This window comes from Pseudomonas sp. SWI36, assembly GCF_002948105.1.
Classification (GTDB): domain Bacteria; phylum Pseudomonadota; class Gammaproteobacteria; order Pseudomonadales; family Pseudomonadaceae; genus Aquipseudomonas; species Aquipseudomonas alloputida.
On record NZ_CP026675.1, the window covers coordinates 1,033,343 to 1,052,409 of the forward strand.

16 protein-coding genes and 1 pseudogene are annotated in these 19,067 nt (G+C 60.2%); 12 read left to right on the plus strand and 5 right to left on the minus strand.

Translation table 11 applies throughout. The features are described from left to right. Positions 1–9: 9 nt before the first annotated feature. Complete coding sequence (locus C4Q27_RS05165; RefSeq protein WP_010952338.1) at positions 10–615, minus strand: outer membrane beta-barrel protein; 606 nt, start codon at positions 613–615, stop codon at positions 10–12. A gap of 129 nt (positions 616–744) precedes the next feature. Between C4Q27_RS05165 and C4Q27_RS05170 the strand changes: the two genes are divergently transcribed. Both C4Q27_RS05170 and C4Q27_RS05175 read left to right on the plus strand, forming a co-directional pair. Further along, positions 745–1,536, plus strand: a complete 792-nt coding sequence (locus C4Q27_RS05170; RefSeq protein ID WP_060538947.1) for a dienelactone hydrolase family protein — start codon at positions 745–747, stop codon at positions 1,534–1,536. A gap of 247 nt (positions 1,537–1,783) precedes the next feature. Continuing rightward, the gene (locus C4Q27_RS05175) at positions 1,784–2,485 is read left to right on the plus strand and encodes a 4'-phosphopantetheinyl transferase (protein WP_064491549.1); all 702 of its coding nucleotides are present in this window, start codon (positions 1,784–1,786) and stop codon (positions 2,483–2,485) included. Positions 2,486–2,488: 3 nt separating this feature from the next. On the opposite strand, the gene C4Q27_RS05180 is transcribed toward C4Q27_RS05175, so the two are convergent. Then, the gene (locus tag C4Q27_RS05180; protein ID WP_104886576.1) at positions 2,489–4,096 is read right to left on the minus strand and encodes an ATP-binding protein; all 1,608 of its coding nucleotides are present in this window, start codon (positions 4,094–4,096) and stop codon (positions 2,489–2,491) included. Next, complete coding sequence (locus tag C4Q27_RS05185; RefSeq protein WP_104886577.1) at positions 4,093–4,791, minus strand: response regulator transcription factor; 699 nt, start codon at positions 4,789–4,791, stop codon at positions 4,093–4,095. Before C4Q27_RS05185 ends, C4Q27_RS05180 begins: the two co-directional genes overlap by 4 nt. Positions 4,792–6,320: 1,529 nt before the next feature. Here C4Q27_RS05185 and C4Q27_RS05205 point away from each other — a divergent pair. The 8 genes from C4Q27_RS05205 to C4Q27_RS05235 all read left to right on the plus strand — a co-directional run bounded on the left by C4Q27_RS05205 (position 6,321) and on the right by C4Q27_RS05235 (position 15,067). Continuing rightward, entirely contained in the window at positions 6,321–9,200 is a 2,880-nt protein-coding gene (locus C4Q27_RS05205) for a ribonucleoside-diphosphate reductase subunit alpha (protein WP_104886579.1), read from the plus strand. A gap of 139 nt (positions 9,201–9,339) precedes the next feature. Beyond that, a complete protein-coding gene (locus C4Q27_RS29710) occupies positions 9,340–9,471 on the plus strand; it encodes a hypothetical protein (protein ID WP_003254821.1) in 132 nt (43 codons plus the stop codon). 440 nt (positions 9,472–9,911) lie between these two features. Next, on the plus strand, positions 9,912–11,162 hold the full coding sequence (locus C4Q27_RS05210; protein WP_003254823.1) for a ribonucleotide-diphosphate reductase subunit beta: 1,251 nt from the start codon (positions 9,912–9,914) through the stop codon (positions 11,160–11,162). A gap of 71 nt (positions 11,163–11,233) precedes the next feature. Beyond that, positions 11,234–12,028, plus strand: a complete 795-nt coding sequence (locus tag C4Q27_RS05215) for a hypothetical protein (RefSeq protein WP_104886580.1) — start codon at positions 11,234–11,236, stop codon at positions 12,026–12,028. Between the two features lie 421 nt (positions 12,029–12,449). Beyond that, the gene (locus C4Q27_RS05220) at positions 12,450–12,986 is read left to right on the plus strand and encodes a Bro-N domain-containing protein (RefSeq protein WP_104886581.1); all 537 of its coding nucleotides are present in this window, start codon (positions 12,450–12,452) and stop codon (positions 12,984–12,986) included. A 340-nt stretch (positions 12,987–13,326) separates the two neighbouring features. After that, entirely contained in the window at positions 13,327–13,590 is a 264-nt protein-coding gene (locus tag C4Q27_RS05225; RefSeq protein ID WP_104886582.1) for a hypothetical protein, read from the plus strand. Next, positions 13,577–14,311, plus strand: a complete 735-nt coding sequence (locus C4Q27_RS05230) for a zeta toxin family protein (RefSeq protein ID WP_104886583.1) — start codon at positions 13,577–13,579, stop codon at positions 14,309–14,311. The genes C4Q27_RS05225 and C4Q27_RS05230 overlap by 14 nt, the downstream gene beginning before the upstream one ends. A gap of 426 nt (positions 14,312–14,737) precedes the next feature. Next, positions 14,738–15,067: a hypothetical protein gene (locus C4Q27_RS05235; RefSeq protein ID WP_223843555.1), complete on the plus strand. Its 330-nt coding sequence runs from the start codon at positions 14,738–14,740 to the stop codon at positions 15,065–15,067. Between the two features lie 299 nt (positions 15,068–15,366). Here the strand turns inward: C4Q27_RS05235 and C4Q27_RS05240 are convergent. Together C4Q27_RS05240 and C4Q27_RS05245 are read right to left on the minus strand one after the other, a co-directional pair. After that, positions 15,367–15,655: pseudogene (locus C4Q27_RS05240) on the minus strand (type II toxin-antitoxin system RelE/ParE family toxin). After that, a complete protein-coding gene (locus tag C4Q27_RS05245; RefSeq protein WP_103463479.1) occupies positions 15,645–15,884 on the minus strand; it encodes a type II toxin-antitoxin system RelB/DinJ family antitoxin in 240 nt (79 codons plus the stop codon). The pseudogene C4Q27_RS05240 and the gene C4Q27_RS05245 overlap by 11 nt, the downstream one beginning before the upstream one ends. Positions 15,885–16,630: 746 nt before the next feature. On the opposite strand from C4Q27_RS05245, the gene C4Q27_RS05250 reads away from it, so the two are divergent. Both C4Q27_RS05250 and C4Q27_RS05255 read left to right on the plus strand, forming a co-directional pair. Then, positions 16,631–17,869 carry an OprD family porin gene (locus tag C4Q27_RS05250; protein WP_104886584.1) on the plus strand — a complete coding sequence of 413 codons (1,239 nt, stop codon included), beginning with the start codon at positions 16,631–16,633 and terminating at the stop codon, positions 17,867–17,869. 384 nt (positions 17,870–18,253) lie between these two features. After that, on the plus strand, positions 18,254–19,060 hold the full coding sequence (locus C4Q27_RS05255; RefSeq protein ID WP_064492304.1) for an NAD(P)-dependent oxidoreductase: 807 nt from the start codon (positions 18,254–18,256) through the stop codon (positions 19,058–19,060). The last annotated feature ends 7 nt before the right edge of the window (positions 19,061–19,067 follow it).

Consider the following 19,067-nt stretch of genomic DNA (forward strand, 5'->3'; position numbering starts at 1 on the left):
GCTCGTCCGTCAGAACTTGTATGAAGCCGCCAGGTAGGTCTGGGCGCTGCTGGTCAGACGCAGGGTGCCGTCCTTCGGCCCGCCATGTGCGCCCACCTCGGTCGCGGCATTGGTGCGCAGGTAACGGTAGCCCAGTTCGACCGAGGCCTTGTCGGTGATGTCCTGGATCACACCGGCCTGCAAGCCGTAGGCATAACCGTAGTCAGTGTCCCGGCTGGCGCCTGGCGAGTCCTGGGTCAGCTTGGTCACACCCAGGCTGCCACCACCGAACAGCTTGGTGGTATCGCCCACCGGCAGGAACAAGTCGTAGCTGCCAAGCAGGTTCTCCTGGCGCAACTTCAGGCCACTGTGGTCGCCAGAGACGTTGTCATAGGTCATGTAGTAGCGGCCCTGGTCGTTGATCTTGCCCAGACGCACACCCCAGGTATCGTCCTTGCCGATGATACCGTCGGCGTTGAGGTGGTCGGTGTTGCGTTGCAGCAGGCCGGACTTGCGGACTTTGTCGCTGGTCTGGCCGTAGGTGAGGCTGGCGAAGTTGTCGTCCGCGGCCTGGGCGGTGGTGATGCCAGCGGCACAGACGGCCATGGCGGCAAGCAGGGTATTGAAGGTTTTCATGGCTGGGTACTCCAGTTGGGTGCGCTGTTTCGGTCTGGAAGCTAGAGTAATCAGGGCACCCTGAACCGCGACTGAACCCTGGCTGAACCCCGGCTGAACGAACCGATAGCAAAACAAGGAGTTGTGAACATGCGAGCCCTGCTGGCCCTGACCCTGATGTGCAGCGCCGCCCTCGCCCAAGCGGCGGTAGTGACCCGTGAAATTCCGTATCAGGACGACGATGGCAACCGCCTCGTCGGCTACTACGCCTACGATGACGCGCTGGACGGCAAACGCCCAGGCATCGTTGTGGTGCATGAATGGTGGGGCCTGAACGACTATGCCAAGCGTCGTGCGAGAGATCTCGCCGCCCTGGGCTACAAGGCACTGGCCATCGACATGTACGGCGATGGCAAACACACCGAACATCCGCAGGATGCCCAGGCATTCATGGCCGCAGCGATGAAGGACCCGGCTGCGGCAGCAGCGCGCTTCGACGCGGGCCTGGAGTTGTTGAAAAAGCAGCCGAATGTGAACAAGCATCAACTGGGCGCTGTCGGCTACTGTTTTGGCGGCAAGGTGGTGCTCGATGCCGCACGCCGGGGAGAAAAGCTCGATGGCGTGGTGAGTTTCCATGGCGCACTGGCCACCCAGACCCCGGCAAAACCTGGCGTAGTGCGGGCCGATATCCTGGTCGAGCATGGTGCAGCGGACAGCATGGTCAGCCCACAACAGGTAGAGGCGTTCAAGGCCGAGATGGATGCGGCCAAGGTCAACTACCAGTTCGTCAGTATTGAAGGGGCCAAGCACGGGTTCACCAACCCCGATGCCGATCGGCTGAGCCATGGTGAACATGGTGGGCCGGACATTGGCTATAACAAGGCAGCGGACGAGCGTTCCTGGGCGGATATGCAGGCGTTCTTCAAGAAGGTGTTCAAATAAAAGATTGTGCAATCGTTGGAGGAGCAACTGTCTTGCTCAATTTCTAAAAGCTGGCGCGATCTGTGTGGGAGCGGGCTTGCCCGCGAACACGGGCGAAGCCCGTGCCATCCACCGCGGTGAATTCTTCGCGGGTAAACCCGCTCCCACACCAATCACGCTTTGATCTGCGCCATGTTGTCATGGCTGCGGTAAGTCATCCTGCCACGCCACCTCCCTTAGCGCCTGCACAGCTGGCACAATAGCCGCCATGAACACACTTCCCGCCTGCTGCGCCCCGCTCCGGCACCACTGGCCCCTGCCCCGCCCACTCCCCGGCGCGGTGCTGGTCAGTTGCGCCTTCGACCCTGCCCACCTGGCAACCGACGACTTCCAGCGCGCCGGTATCGTGCCCAGCGCCAGCCTGCAGCGCTCGGTCGCCAAGCGCCAGGCCGAGTACCTGGCCGGTCGCGTATGTGCCCGCGCCGCGCTCCAGCACCTGGACGGTCGCGACTACGTGCCCGGCACCCACGAAGACCGCTCGCCCATCTGGCCCGCCGGTATTCATGGCTCGATCACACACGGCAAGGGCTGGGCCGCTGCGGTGGTCGCCGGCGAAAACAGCTGCCAAGGTCTGGGCCTGGATCAGGAAGCCTTGCTGGATGACGAGCGCGCCGAGCGGCTGATGGGTGAAATCCTTCTCCCGGCAGAGCTCGAACGCCTTGACCGCCGCCAGCTTGGGCTTACGGTCACCCTGACGTTCTCGCTGAAGGAAAGCTTGTTCAAGACCCTGTACCCACTGACTCGCCAACGCTTCTACTTCGAACACGCAGAAGTGCTCGACTGGTCCGCGGAAGGGCTGGCGCGCTTGCGCCTGCTCACCGACCTGTCACCGCAGTGGCAGCAAGGCGCAGAGCTGCAAGGCCAGTTCTGCCTGCAGGACGGCCACCTGCTGAGCCTGGTCAGCGTCTGACCTTTACAGCGGTGCCTGCTGCCTTGGCCAGTTCAGGCTGAAGCAGGCACCGCCCAACGCCTCGCTGCGGCCCACCGTGGCCCGGCCCGCGTGCCAGTAGATGATCCGCCGTACGATCGACAGGCCCAGGCCATGCCCGCCCGAGGCACGGGTGCGGCTGTCATCGAGGCGGGTGAAGGGCGTGAAAATGCGGTCCCAGAAGCCCTCGGGGATCCCCGGGCCGTCATCCTCCACATCGATGCGGCAACGTTGCTGGCCCAGCTGATAGCTCAGGCGCACTTCGCTCTCGGCATGGCGCATGGCATTGCCGACAAGGTTCTGCAGGGCCCGGTGCAAGTAGCGCGGCTCGGCCTCGACCCAGGCGCCTTCGGCATCCGCGCCCTGGCAGTCGCCGCGCACAACCCGCACCTCGGCACGCAAAGGTGCCAGCTCTTCGATCACCCGATCGAGCAAGGCATCCAGATCGACCCGCTGGAACTTCAAGGCCGGTGCGCCCTGCTCCAGGCGGGCGTAGGTCAGCATTTCGTCGACCAGCTTGTCGAGGTCCTGGATATCCCCGTCCATGCCCGCCAGATGCTTAGCCCGCACCTGTTCAGTCGTGGCGCTTTCGATCATCTCCAGGCCAAAGCGCAGGCGCGCCACCGGCGTGCGCAGCTCGTGGGACACCGCTCGCACCAGCTCGCGCTGCATGGTCAGCGAGCGCTGCAGGTGCTCGGCCATGCCATTGAAGGCAGCAGCCAGGCGCCCTACCGAGTCGGCGTCGCCGGCCGGCACGCGGGTATCCAGGCTGCCCTGGGCGATGCGCGTGGCAGCAATCTCCAGGCCCGACACACGACGTTCCAGCTGACGCACCAGCAGGTAGACCACCAGGCCGATCAGGCACAGCCCCAGGAAGGCAATCAGGATCAGCAACTGCGGCGGGTAAGGGTTGAGCTGGTACAGCGGGCCGATTTCCAGTACCCATGGCGAGCCCGTCAGCCCGGCGAACACCCGGATCGAGTCACCATCCTTGCCCAGCGCCATCACCGTGTCGCCCTCCTCCACCCGGCGCCGCTGGTCATCGTCCAGGCTGACCCGCTCGATACGTTGCAAGGCAACGCCAAAGCCGAAGCCTTTTTCCTGCTTGATCTGTGCCAGACGCTGCTGCTGTTCGGCTACCGGGTAGCGCACCAATTCGTCGGCCAATAGATAGAGGGTGGCCCGCGCCAACTGCTCGCTGATCTGTTTGATCTGCGCGACCAGCATCAGGTCTTCCTGGCCCACCTTGCGTAGCACTTGCGCCGTATGCGGGCCAATCTTCTCGACCACCACCAGGCCACGGTACAGGCGCGCCCGCTGGCCACCGTCAAGGCTGCGTGCGCTCATCGGCTGCAGCGCCAACGGCACGCCAAGCAGGCGTTCCCAGATCAGCAGCGAACGCTTGCGTTGGGTTTCATTCTGCATTGCCAGGTTGTCGGCCATCAGGCTGAAGGTGCCCTGGGCCAGGCCCTCGCGGTGCTGGGCAGCGCGCACTTCGTTGACCAGGTGCAGGCTGAGCACGCCAAGCAGGGCCACCAGCACCAGCACGGCCAGCATGCCGCCGTAGATGCGCAGGAAGATCGAATTGTTCATGGCGCCTCGCCCACGAACAGGTAGCCTTTGCTGCGCAGGGTCTTGATCAACCGCGGCTGAAGCGGGTCGTCGCCGATCTTGGGGCGGATTTTCGAGATGCGGATATCGATGGAGCGGTCTTGGCCGTCGTAGCCCACGCCACGCAGTGCGGTGAAGATCTGTTCACGGGTCAGCACCCGGCCAGCGTTGCTGGCCAACAGCCAGAGCAGGTCGAATTCGGCGCCGGTCAGCTCGATCAACTGCTCGCCCAGGTGCGCCTCACGCAGGCGGTTGTCGATACGCAGCGCACCGAAGGCCAGGTCCTGGCGCTTGCTGTCCACGGTTTCGCTGCGGCGCAACAGGGCCTGGATACGTGCCAGCAGCAGGCGTGGGCGTACGGGTTTGCAGACGTAGTCGTCGGCGCCCAGGTCCAGGCCCTGGACCTGGTCGAGTTCATCGCTGCGCGCGGTGAGCATGAGGATCGGCCCCTGGTACTGGCTGCGCACCCGGCGGCAGATGCTCAGGCCGTCCTCGCCGGGCAGCATCAGGTCGAGGATGACCAGGTCGGGCTGGCTGTCGATGATGCGCCGGGCGGCGCGGGCACCATCACCCTCCACGCTGACCTCGAAGCCGTTGGCCTGCAGGTACTCGGCGGTCAGCTCGGCCAGGCGCTGGTCGTCTTCGACAATGAGGATGCGGGGTAGGATTTGGTCCATGACTTTGGCCTTGTTTGTTCTTGGGATCGTGTCAGGGCAGCTGAGAGTATGACTGTAGATGGGTGGGGCCTGCGAGATCGAGTGCCGCCCGCACGGCGTATCGCGAGCGAAGCTCGCTACAACGGCCTGTGTCCAACCCCCGATGTGTGCCCACCACCGTGGTAGGAGCGGGTTTACCCGCGAATACGGTGGCGGCGGCAACGGTGAACGGCGGATGGAAATTGGCCAGCAGGGCCGGCCCTTTCGCGGGTGAACCCGCTCCTACACGGCGGCCTGTGCCCAACCACCGACATGTGTCCACCCTCGATCAGGCGTAGGAGCGGGTTTACCCGCGAATAGGGTAGCGGCGGCAACGGTGAACGGCGGGTGGAAATTGGCCAGCAGGGCCGGCCCTTTCGCGGGTGAACCCGCTCCTACACGGCGGCCTGTGCCCAACCACCGACATGTGTCCACCCTCGATCTGGCGTAGGAGCGGGTTTACCCGCGAATACGGTGGCGGCGGCAACGGTGAAGGGCGGGTGGAGATTGGCCAGCAGGGCCGGCCCTTTCGCGGGTGAACCCGCTCCTACACGGCGGCCTGTGCCCAACCACCGACATGTGTCCACCCTCGATCAGGCGTAGGAGCGGGTTTACCCGCGAATACGGTACCGGCGGCAACGGTGAACGGCGGGTGGAGATTGGCCAGAAGGGCCGGCCCTTTCGCGGGTGAACCCGCTCCTACACGGCGGCCTGTGCCTAACCACCGACATGTGTCCACCCTCGATCAGGCGTAGGAGCGGGTTTACCCGCGAATACGGTAGCGGCGGCAACGGTGAACGGCGGGTGGAAATTGGCCAGCAGGCTCGGCCCTCTCGCGGGTAAACCCGCTCCTACAGGCGACCGCGCGCGGGGGAACCAGGATCTTCAGGCATGCCCCTACCGCCCCCTCGACTGAACCGTTTCTTGTGATAGGGTTCGCGCCCGAAAAAAACTGCCCAAGGGCGTCACGAAGCAGAAAAATACTGCAAACCACTTGGCACAAGGCCTACAGCGAATACCCACCATTCACTCACAAAGTACGCACACGTTATCCACAGGCGATTGCCTTGCAAAGCCCCCAATACCGCATTATCTTGTATCCCGATCGCAGCGAACCACTAGATATAGGGGTTCGTGCAAAATCACACACAAAAGTCAACCCGCAAGATCAAGCGATTTTCCGGGCGGAACTTGAAGTGATTTCAGCAGCCAAACCGCTCCTGCGGAGGCGACCGAGGCAAGCCCTTCCAGGGCCTTGTTCGGGCATGGGTGTTGCAGGCCAGGCCTGGCATCCATCAGCAACAGATTTTGGGCATCGCCCAGAACCTTTGACTTCGGCCAGGGAGCGGCAAGCCATTGCCCCTTATTCCTGAGTCTGTCCCGAAGTCGGTACGCCCGTGCGGGCGGATGCGCATGCATTACGCATCCCCGCGAGGCCATCGAGCAAGTGGACGGAACGGTGGGCGCCCCAGGGCGCCTGAACAATATAGAAATTGTGGAGACACCCACCCATGCAAACCGACACAACTCGCGAGAACCCGCAGGCCAAGGTGCCGCAGGCCGCCGATTCCAACCCGGATCTGGCCGCCACCGCCCCTGGCCAACTGCGTGTGATCAAGCGCAACGGCACTGTCGTCCCTTACACCGACGACAAGATCACCGTGGCCATCACCAAGGCGTTCCTCGCAGTTGAAGGCGGCACTGCCGCCGCTTCGTCGCGCATCCACGACACCGTTGCGCGCCTGACCGAGCAGGTTACCGCCACGTTCAAGCGTCGCATGCCATCGGGTGGCACCATCCACATCGAAGAAATCCAGGACCAGGTCGAACTGGCCCTGATGCGCGCCGGCGAGCAGAAAGTCGCCCGCGACTACGTGATCTACCGTGACCAGCGCGCCAAGGAGCGTGCCACCCGCGCCAACACCGACGCCGTGGTCGAGCCGCACCCGAGCATCCGCATCACCCTGGCTGACGGCAGCCTGGCGCCGCTCGACATGGCCCGCCTGAACACCATCATCAGCGAAGCCTGCGAAGGCCTGGCCGAAGTCGATGGCGACCTGATCCAGCGCGAAACCCTGAAGAACCTGTACGACGGCGTGGCCATCAAGGACGTCAACACCGCCCTGGTGATGACCGCCCGTACCCTAGTGGAGCGCGAGCCGAACTACTCGTTCGTTACCGCCCGCCTGCTGATGGACACCCTGCGCGCCGAAGGCCTGGGCTTCCTGAATGTAGCCGACAGCGCCACCCACCACGAGATGGCTGACCTTTACGCCAAGGCCCTGCCGGCCTACGTCGCCAAAGGTATCGAGTTCGAGCTGCTGAACCCGGCCCTGGCCGACTTCGACCTGGAAAAACTGGGCAAGGCGATCAACCACGAGCGCGACCAGCAGTTCACCTACCTGGGCCTGCAGACCCTGTACGACCGCTACTTCATCCACAAGGATGGCGTGCGCTTCGAGCTGCCGCAGGTGTTCTTCATGCGTGTGGCCATGGGCCTGGCGCTGGAAGAAAAAGACAAGGAAGCCCGTGCGATCGAGTTCTACAACCTGTTGTCGTCGTTCGACTACATGGCCTCGACCCCGACCCTGTTCAACGCCGGCACCCTGCGCCCGCAGCTGTCCAGCTGCTACCTGACCACCGTGCCGGACGACCTGTCGGGCATCTACCACGCGATCCACGACAACGCCATGCTGTCGAAATTCGCTGGCGGCCTGGGCAACGACTGGACCCCGGTCCGTGCACTGGGCTCGTACATCAAGGGCACCAACGGTAAATCCCAAGGCGTCGTCCCGTTCCTGAAAGTGGTCAACGACACCGCCGTTGCCGTGAACCAGGGTGGCAAGCGCAAAGGCGCTGTATGTGCCTACCTGGAAACCTGGCACCTGGACATCGAAGAGTTCATCGAGCTGCGCAAGAACACCGGTGATGACCGCCGTCGTACCCACGACATGAACACCGCCAACTGGATTCCTGACCTGTTCATGAAGCGTGTCTTCGATGACGGCAAGTGGACCCTGTTCTCGCCTTCGGAAGTGCCAGACCTGCACGACCTGACCGGCAAGGCCTTCGAAGAGCGCTACGAGTACTACGAAGCCCTGACCGAGTACAACAAGATCAAGGTGTTCAAGACCATCCAGGCCAAAGACCTGTGGCGCAAGATGCTGTCGATGCTGTTCGAGACCGGCCACCCATGGCTGACCTTCAAGGACCCGTGCAACCTGCGTTCGCCGCAGCAGCACGTGGGCGTGGTCCACAGCTCGAACCTGTGCACCGAGATCACCCTGAACACCAACAAGGACGAGATCGCAGTCTGCAACCTGGGCTCGATCAACCTGCCGAACCACATCGTCGATGGCAAGCTGGACACCACCAAGCTGCAACGCACCGTGAACACCGCTGTGCGCATGCTCGACAACGTGATCGACATCAACTACTACTCGGTGCCGCAAGCGCGTAACTCGAACTTCAAGCACCGTCCGGTCGGCCTGGGCATCATGGGCTTCCAGGATGCGCTGTACCTGCAGCACATTCCTTACGGCTCCGATGCTGCCGTCGAGTTTGCCGACAAGTCGATGGAAGCGGTCAGCTACTACGCCATCCAGGCTTCTTGCGACCTGGCCGATGAACGCGGCGCCTACGAGACCTTCCAGGGTTCGCTGTGGTCCAAGGGCATCCTGCCGCTGGATTCGCAACAGATCCTGATCGAGGCCCGTGGCCAGAAGTACATCGACGTCAACCTGGAAGAAACCCTGGACTGGGCGCCGGTACGTGCCCGCGTGCAGAAAGGTATTCGTAACTCGAACATCATGGCCATCGCGCCAACCGCGACCATCGCCAACATCACCGGCGTGTCGCAGTCGATCGAGCCTACCTACCAGAACCTGTACGTGAAATCGAACCTGTCGGGCGAATTCACCGTGATCAACCCGTACCTGGTTCGCGACCTCAAGGCCCGCGACCTGTGGGACTCGGTCATGATCAACGACCTGAAGTACTACGACGGTTCGGTACAGCAGATCGAGCGTATCCCGCAAGAGCTGAAAGACCTGTACGCCACTGCGTTCGAAGTCGAGACCAAGTGGATTGTCGACGCTGCTTCCCGTCGCCAGAAGTGGATCGACCAGGCGCAGTCTCTGAACCTGTACATCGCCGGCGCCTCGGGCAAGAAGCTGGACGTGACCTACCGCATGGCCTGGTACCGTGGCCTGAAAACCACCTACTACCTCCGTGCCCTGGCCGCCACCAGCACCGAGAAGTCGACCATCAACACCGGCAAGCTCAACGCCGTTTCCAGCGGTGGCGACAGCGCCCCGGTCCAGGCAGCCGGCCCAGCGCCAGTGCCGAAGGCCTGCGCGATCGACGAGCCTGACTGCGAAGCCTGCCAGTAAGGCCTGAATGCCGTGCGGGGTGCCTACGGGTGCCCCGCGCGGCATTTTTGTATCCGCGCCTCAGAGAAACCTTGCCCTTTGCCCACTGTTCACGCAGCTCGGTAAAAGAACAGGACCTCTCAAAAAAGGATGTAAGCCCATGGCGCGGAAAAAACTGGCATCTCGCAAGATTGGTCGCAACGCAGAAACCGGCCGTTTCACCTCAGTGGAACAGGCACGCAAGCACCCCAAGACACACATTGTCGAAACGCTGTACACCCACCGTAGCTAGTGGTGGCTGGCCTCATCGCCGGCAAGCCCGCGGTGAGGCCGATTCCGCCAATACAGCCCTCAGAAACACCATATGATGTGCCTTCAAATTTAAACTGGCACAACATATAGGTTGGCGCTACACTCTCCCCCCGTAGAAGAAGCCACCCGTTTCGTGAACGGACGCACGCCAAACCGGTCAAAAAAGTTACCCTCGCCGGCAAGACACGCGCCCCGATCGAAGGTGAATTCCGGTATACTTTGCGCCCTCTGAAAAGAGCACCTATTCAATTGTCCTGGCCCCTCCCAGAGGCCTGGCCAGGTACAAGCCAGAACACATTCAGATGTAAACGAGAGTCAGCCTCTCGAGCTGCCCATTCGCCATTACGGCCTTGCGTCAGGCATCACATTCTTAAAATCCAACCGGTTGCCTCTGGGCGACCCTCAAGCAGGAGCCAAACCATGCTGAGCTGGGACGAATTCGACAAAGAAGACGGCGAAGTAGCCGCCAAAGGCAACACCCCTGCGCAGGCCGCTGCCGCCGCCACTCTCGACAAGCTCGACAGCGCCGGTGGTGCCGCCGCCTTGGAGGCCCGTGCGGCCACCGCTTCTGACTCCGAAGCCGTCAAACGTGCCAAGGCTGCCCTCGACGCCCTTGACGTTGCCGAAGGCCTGGCCGAGCTGGAAGGCTCCTCGGCCCGCGTTGCAGTAGATGAAAAGCGCATGATCAACTGCCGCGCCGACCTCAACCAGCTGGTACCGTTCAAGTACGACTGGGCCTGGCAGAAGTACCTGGACGGCTGCGCCAACCACTGGATGCCGCAAGAGGTCAACATGACCGCCGACATCGCCCTGTGGAAGAGCCAGGACGGCCTGACCGAAGACGAACGCCGCATCGTCATGCGCAACCTCGGCTTCTTCTCCACTGCCGACTCGCTGGTTGCCAACAACCTGGCCCTGGCCGTATACCGCCTGATCACCAACCCGGAGTGCCGCCAGTACATCCTGCGCCAGGCCTTCGAAGAGGCGATCCACACCCACGCCTACCAGTACTGCATCGAGTCGCTGGGCATGGATGAAGGCGAGATCTTCAACATGTACCACGAGATCCCGTCGGTCGCTAAAAAAGCCGCCTGGGGCCTGAAGTACACCCGCGCCATCTCCGACCCGGAATTCAACACCGGCACCGTCGAAACCGACAAAGAGCTGCTGCGCAACCTGATCGCCTACTACTGCGTCCTGGAAGGCATCTTCTTCTACTGCGGCTTCACCCAGATCCTGTCCATGGGCCGCCGCAACAAGATGACCGGCGTGGCCGAGCAGTTCCAGTACATCCTGCGTGACGAGTCGATGCACCTGAACTTCGGTATCGACGTGATCAACCAGATCAAGATCGAGAACCCGCACCTGTGGGATGCGGCGATGAAGGAAGAAGCGACCCAGATGATCCTGCAAGGGACCCAGCTGGAGATCGAATACGCCCGAGACACCATGCCACGCGGCGTATTGGGCATGAACGCAGCGATGATGGAGGACTACCTCAAGTTCATCGCCAACCGTCGTTTGACCCAGATTGGTTTGAAAGAAGAGTATCCGGGGACTACCAACCCGTTCCCATGGATGAGCGAGATCATGGACTTGAAAAAAGAGAAGAACTTCTTTGAGACGCGTGTGATTGAGTATCAGACGGGTGGGGCGTTGAGCTGGGACTGATCTCCAAAGGGCTGCCGAAAGGCAGCCTTTTTTGTTGAGAAAATAAATCGAGGCCAAAATTGTCGAACAGCATGATCGATCTATTTTTAAAGCTACTCAATGAAAGGCACAATGAACTTAAAAGCAAGGTAGCCCACCTCATTAAAGCATTGGGAAGCGAGGATTTAGGCACCAAAAAGAAAGCCGCTCAAGAAGCACTTTCCGCGGCCGAAAACCTGAAGCTCGTAATTCCCTCTACTGATGTACCAAACTGGTTACATAGCATAATACACTATATCAGTGGCCAGTTAGGACCGAATTGGAGAAGCTCTGTACTACTACAAAGCTTAATCCCGACACTTCCTTCTCTCAATGAACACACTTGGAACATTAACGACAACAAAAGCTCAGCTATAGACTTCGACGGTGTCTTCGAACTTTACAGAAAAGAAAGCAGACTGCCCGAGCTATTCTCAGAAATAGTAAAAATACTGGAAAGCATAAAGGATAGCGGGGATGTTGACAGCCTCAGTATGATTGAGGCTCTCGCAAAGGTCATATCTACAATTAAGAAATGCAGCAGCGGCTCCTACTTTTCAGTCAACGGTGCCTGGGCGTTCTTAACCAGTTTCTTGAACAACTATCTATGGGTAGAACTGGGGAAAATTCCTGTTTTAGGCAGTGCTTTTGAAGCCTTAAGAAAAACGATAGACGAGACTGAAGCCGAGATTGAAAAAGTAAACTCCCTAGTCAAGCAAGATCTTGACAAGCGAGCAAAAACAGAAATCAAGGCGATTGGAACCGCAAACTTTGAATTTGTCACCTATGGAAAATCAGGCACGTTGATTGAGCGCTCATCCAGTTCAAATTTAGAAACTGAGTCCTAAGCTTATCCACTGCTATCGAAGCGATCAAAACCAAACCGAAAAATAGGTATCGATGAGACAATTTCAGACATGGACTACAGCTTTTTTGTTTGACGGCTTCGCCTGATGGAATTACCTTTTTTATCGGCGCCTAAGAAACGCCTCACGTAGCGGTCAATCCGCCCCGACAGATGCGGCTTTTTTTTGCCTGTGGTTTAATCCTGCGCGCAGAAAACGTGTTATGTCGGGAGCGGACTAATACAAGACCCGCAAGGGGAATACGTCCGGTCCGCTACGTGGGATTTCTTAGCTCCCGACACCCAGCCCTAAGAAAGCTGTAATCACGTAGAGGTAATGGAAATGCCCGTCAAATCCGATAGTTACAGGCTTTTCGCACATGCGTCTCGCCTGTGCCATGCTCAAAGGACCACGGAGGCCAGCCATGACTGACCTTCAAAAACCCTCTCTCTTCATCCGCCACAACCGCCCTCTCCACACCCTCTGGCTCGAATCCCAAGCCTGGTTCTGCGCCCACGAACTCGGCAGGCTGAGCGGTCACTTCTTCGACGAACACTGCATGCGCAAGCTCGACCCGGACCAGTACCGCACTGTGCCGCTAGTGCGCTATGGCAAATACCAGGAGACCACCATGGTCAGTGAGTCCGGGGCCTATACCTTGTTGGCGCATCACCATGTGCCAGAGAACCGCCATTTGCGCTGGTGGCTGACGCATGAGGTGGTGGCGGTGCTGCGTGATGCTCAGGCTGACGGGGCAGGCGATGCGCCCCGGCTGGGGCAGATGTGCTGGCCTGGTGGGCGGAGTGCGACGTTGCTTTATTGGCAGAGTGAGCCTTGGGTGAGGATGCGGGATATGCCGGTGGTGCTGGCTGGGGAAGTTGAGCTGCCGGGGCCGGTGGAGAAGCGCAAATTGAGTTGGCGCGAGTGTGCGCAGCGGGCGCTGCGGATGCATGGGGTTTAGCGGGCGATTTTTGTCTGTTCTGACCCTTTCGCGGGTGAACCCGCTCCCACACCGAACTCGGATGCCTGGACTGATTCCGTTAGCCTAAACAGCGTTTGCGTGCTCTGCTAATACGCGGTTCCGGCTATTGCAGAACCAGTGGGAGCGGGATCAGTCTACTGCAAGTCAGTGAGCCAATTGGGGCCGTTTTGCGGCCCTTTTTGGGCAGGCTCTGCTGCTTTTGTAGGATTTTGATTCAACACTGCCCGCAAAAACCACACTCGCGGCCTTCTGGTTATCTGCCAGGGCTATTACACTGATTAGCAATCAATCTACGCGTGTGATCGAATCAGGAAAAGCTATGGCAATCTTGCGCGAGAACCAGCTTAGCGACGAGGCTATCGAGAATCTGGAGAACCAGATCCCAGAGATGGCTGCAGCTGCTACACGCCTTGCGTATTTCCGGGCTGTTGTAGCGGGGCATACGGTTGTCACCGTCGACAACAACCACATCATCGCAACCCACGCTGATGGCCATGTTGAAGTGCTTGCAGAAACCAAACCGAGCCTGAAGGTGAAGACCGGACAGCGCTTCACCGTGCGCAAGCTTAGTGGGCGCGCCTAAGCTTCGCGTTTTTGCCCGCCCTAATGGGTCTCGCAAAAGCACCATCAAGGACCAGATTCCAGCTCGGCTGGTCAACCTTTACGTCAATGCTGATGAACTTGAAAAGTCTGCCAAAACGACAGGGTTCATCGACCTGAGTGATTATGGTCTTGAGCTCACCGAGCAGGCATTACGGACCTATCTCACCCAGCATCCATTGATCATAAGGGCAGGACTGCAGGAGAGCGCAGGCCGGCTAACACTCGTAGGCCAAAAAATCGAATTCCGAGGCGTGGATGTAAATTCCTACCACGCTGCAGTCATTGCAGACCTCATCCGCCATCAATTGCTCGAACGCAGAATCAGCTTCACGTTCGAGACAGTGATGTCCTCTTCGGAGAAGGTTCGATTCATGGAAACGGCTCAGCAGATGGGCTACCGGACCTACCTGTATTTCGTAGCCACCGATTCACCGCAGATCAATATTCTTCGGGTAGCAAACCGGGTCGATGATGGCGGGCATGACGTCCCGAGAGACAAAATTACCCAGCGCTATGCTCGAACACTCTCACTGCTTCCAGAGGCCATTTCCGCAGCAAATCGGGCTTATATTTTCGATAACTCCGGAGATGAGTCTGTCTTTCTTGCAGAGATTACTGATGGCGCCACGCTGGAGTTTCATCAGGACGACATGCCAGATTGGTTCATCAACGCCTACCTGAGCCGGGTTTGGGAATCTTGATGAACTGGCTGAAGGCAAGAGGAGTGCGACGGCACAGCTTCTGCTTTCTTGCATGAACTGCTGGAGCTAGGGAGCGCTCGATCTCATCCGGTCAGTCGCTCCGCAAAAAAAGAGGCCCCGCCCACGCCGACAAGAGGGGTACGGCACAACGAGGTGCCGGGACTGGACATGCCAGTCTACGCGGTCGAGGGCGAGGCCAGATCTGAAAATAGCGCAGGGTTGCGGCCGGTCCACAGGCGATTGGATTGAATTTGTAAACCATGTCCTCTCCACACCCTCTGGCTCGAATCCCAAGCCTGGTTCTGCGCCCACGAACTCGGCCGGCTGAGCGGTCATTTCTTCGACGAACACTGCATGCGCAAGCTCGACCCGGATCAGTACCGCACGGTGTAACTGCTGCGCTATGGCAAGTACCAGGAGACCACCATGGTCAGCGAGTCCGGGGCCTATACCTTGTTAGCTCATCATCATGTGCCGGAGAACCGCCATTTGCGCCGGTGGCTGACACATGAAGTGGTAGCGGTACTGCGTGATATTCAGGCAGATGGGGCGGACGATGCGCCGAGGCTGGGGCGGATGTGCTGGCCTGGTGGACGCAGCGCTACGTTGTTGTATTGGCAGAGTGAGCCTTGGGTGAAGATGCGGGATATGCCGGTGGTGCTGGCTGGGGAAGTGGAGCTGCAGGGGCCGGTGGAGAAGCGCAAGTTGAGTTGGCGGGAGTGTGCGCAGCGGGCGCTGCGGATGCATGGGGTTTAGCGGGCATTGTGTTGCCTGTGCTGGCCTCTTCGCGGGTGAACCCGCTCCTACAGAGATCGCAGTTTGCCAGGGTTACCTGGCAAGCTGGTCTGCCTGACTTGGCAATGAGCCCTCTGGGCTGATGGGGGACCTGTGCGGGTTCATCGAGGCGTTGAACCGCCGCGAACACCGGCGAAGCCGGTGCCATACACCGAGTTGGATTCTTCGCGGGCATGCCCGCTCCCACAGAAGTAGAGCTCTAGCTTTGAGGCGGTGATTTACCTTGAGATTGCGACCTGGGACCGCCAAATCCTTGAAGCCTACTCAAGTCGCTCAGCAGCCTTTTTGTAAGCTTGGTCTCTTTCACGACGATCGACAGCGACGACAAAAACCACGATCTCTTGGTCAATGACCTGATAAACCAGCCTGTACCCACTGCTGCGAAGCTTTATCTTGTAGCAATCCGGCAGCGAGTGAAGGCGGTTTGCCTCGATTCGAGGGTTCAGCAGGACCTCTGCCAGTTTTCTTCTTGAACTGCTGACGCACGGTATCGCCCAGCTTCTTCCACTCTTTCAATGCGCGGGCATCGAAGTCGAGGCTATAGGTCATCCAGCTGGACCCTCACGCGCTGCGGAGAAGCAAGCCGCTCTTGTGCAGTGGCAATGAGGTCTTCATCTTCCTCGGTCATCAGGACCGGCCGGAAGGGTAGCTTGCCCCGCTCAGCTACATATTGCAGGGCCTGGCGCATGAGTTCGGAGGGGGTGACACCGAGGCGATCGAGCTCTTTGTAGGCGCGGGCTTTGAGATCATCGTCGACGCGGATATTGATAGAAGCCATGACATAGCCCTCATGTAAAGACGATTGTCATTACAATGCACTGATCTTGGCTATTCTGCAATGGCAGTTTGTCTGCCGGAAGTGACCACAGCGCCATTCCCTTCAAATGAAGAGGCCTCGCCCCTGCCGACAGGAGGGGTACGGCACCAGCAAGGATGCCGGGACTGGACATGCCAGTCTAAGTGGTCAAGGGCGAGGCCAGATCTGAAGATAGCGCAGGCTCGGGGATAGGGCCACCGCTGTTCCGATTTGATTTGTAACCCTGTCTCCAGTTTGCGGTGCGAGGCAGCCAATGGGGTGGATGGCACGGGCTTTACCCGTGTTCGCGGGCAAGCCCGCTCGCGTACGTGCGTGGCATGGTGCATGGGAGTTGTAGTATGTCTGCAGCGCGTTCAGGGTAGAGCCTCTGCCGCTCAGTTTTTGGCGTCTAGTACCTTATTTGCTCTGCGATCAGCCGTTGACAGCCCTCCTCCCCCTTGCTAATAATCGCCCACAGTTGTACGACAACGCATAACAAAAACAACAATCAGTGGACGAACTCATGTCGACATCCATCCCCCTACACCTACGTCTGTTGCACACCCCTCTTCCCCCGGCCAGCTCGCGTACGCCTGCCAGTACGTAGCGCCCGGTTGCCGCGCGTTCACCCCTGGCCCTGACCGGGCCGTTATCTACCCGCCCCTGCCGCAGGCCGCTTGCGCGTGCCCGGCGGACGGGCTGCCACACCCTTAGGGAGCACAACAATAATGAAAATCTGCCACACCCTACCCTTCGCCCTGCTTGGCGCCGGGGTTATCGCCGGCCTGCCGGGCACCAGCCTGGCTGCGGGATTTGTCGAGGACAGCAAGGCCACCCTCGGGCTGCGCAACTTCTACATCAACCGCAACTTCACCAACCCCAGCAACCCGCAAAGCAAGGCCGAGGAGTGGACGCAAAGCTTCATCCTCGACGCCCGCTCGGGGTTCACAGAAGGGCCAATCGGCTTCGGCGTGGACGTGTTGGGGCTGTGGTCGGTCAAGCTCGACGGCGGTGGCGGTACCTATGGCACGGCGTTGCTGCCTCGCCATGGCGATGGCCGGCCAGCCGACGATTACGGGCGCCTGGCGGTGGCGGGCAAGGCGCGTATTTCCAAGACCGAACTGAAGATCGGTGAATGGATGCCGGTGCTGCCGATTCTGCGTTCGGACGACGGGCGTTCGTTGCCGCAAACATTCCGTGGCGGGCAGGTTACCTCCAACGAAATCGCAGGGCTGACCCTGTACGGCGGCCAGTTCCGCGGCAACAGCCCGCGTAACGACGCGAGCATGGAAGACATGAGCTACGGCGGCGGCGTGTCGGACCGTTTCAACTTCGTCGGCGGCGAGTACAAGTTCAACCAGGACCGCACGCTGGTGGGGCTTTGGAATGCGGTGCTGAAGGACGTGTACCAGCAGCAATACCTGCAACTGAGCCACAGCCAGCCGGTGGGTGACTGGACCCTGGGTGCGAACCTCGGCTACTTCCATGGCGATGACGACGGCTCCAGGCGCGCTGGTGAACTGGATAACAAGACCTACTCGGGGATGTTCTCGGCCAAGTACGGCGGCAGCACCTTCTGGGTGGGGCTGCAGAAAGTCGATGGTGATACCTGGATGCGGGTGAACGGCACCAGTGGCGGGACCTTGGCCAACGACAGTTACAACTCCAGCTTCGACAATGCCAACGAGCGTTCGTGGCAGGTGCGCCATGACTTCAACTTCGTCACCGTCGGGGTACCGGGGTTGACCCTGATGAACCGCTACATCAGCGGGCGCGATGTGCACAGCGGGGGCGTGACCGATGGCAAGGAGTGGGTGCGTGAAACGGAGCTTGCGTATGTGATCCAGAGCGGGGCGCTCAAGGATTTGAGCGTGAAATGGCGTAACTCGTCGATTCGCCGGGATTACAGCAATAACGAGTTTGATGAGAACCGGTTGATCTTCAACTATCCGCTGTCGTTGCTCTGATCAAGAAATGCGGGTTTACCCGGGAATACGGTGGCGGCGGCGACGGTGAATGGCGGGTGGGGATTGGCCAGCAGGGCCGGCCCTTTCGCGGGTAAACCCGCTCCTACGGCGGCCCGTGCCCAACCACCGATGTGTGTAGGAGCGGGTTTACCCGCGAATGCGGTGGCGGCGGAGACGGTGGACGGCGGGTGGGGATTGGCCAGCAGGGCCGGCCTCTTCGCGGGTAAACCCGCTCCTACGGGCGACCGCGCAGGCCTTTCGCATTTTTTACCCGCGAAAAGGCCGGCAAAAGCCGCCCAAGCCTCATTGACAACACACAGAACCACCGCCAATAATCACCCAAGTCATACGACAACCTACAACAACTAACAACAAGAGCCGGCCATGACCACTACCCCCTTCAATCGCCTGCTGCTCACCGGAGCCGCAGGCGGCCTGGGCAAGGTCCTTCGCGAACGCCTGCAAGGCTACGCCGAGGTCCTGCGCCTGTCTGACATCAGCCCCATGGCCCCGGCCGCGGGCCCGCATGAAGAAGTCATTACCTGCGACCTGGCCGACAAGGCTGCGGTGCATGCCCTGGTCGAAGGCGTGGACGCCATCATCCACTTTGGCGGGGTTTCTACCGAACACGCCTTCGAAGAGATTCTCGGCCCCAATATCTGCGGCGTGTTCCACGTGTACGAGGCGGCGCGCAAGCACGGGGTCAAGCGCATCATCTTCGCCAGCTCCAACCACACCATCGGTTTCTATCGCCAGGATGAGCGCATCGACGCTCACGCGCCGCGCCGGCCCGACAGCTATTACGGGCTGTCCAAGTGCTACGGCGAAGATGTGGCCAGCTTCTACTTTGACCGCTACGGCATCGAGACCGTCAGCATTCGCATCGGCTCGTCGTTCCCGCAGCCACAAAACCTGCGCATGCTCTGCACCTGGCTCAGTTACGACGACCTGGTGCAGTTGATCGAACGCGGGCTGTTCACCCCCGGGGTTGGCCACACCATCGTCTACGGCGCCTCCGACAATCGCACCGTGTGGTGGGACAACCGCCATGCCGCGCACCTGGGCTATGTACCCAAGGACAGCTCCGAAACCTTCCGCGCAGCCGTGGAGGCCCAACCGGCACCCGCCGCCGATGACCCGAGCATGGTCTACCAGGGCGGCGCTTTCGCCGTGGCCGGCCCGTTCAACTGACCCCACG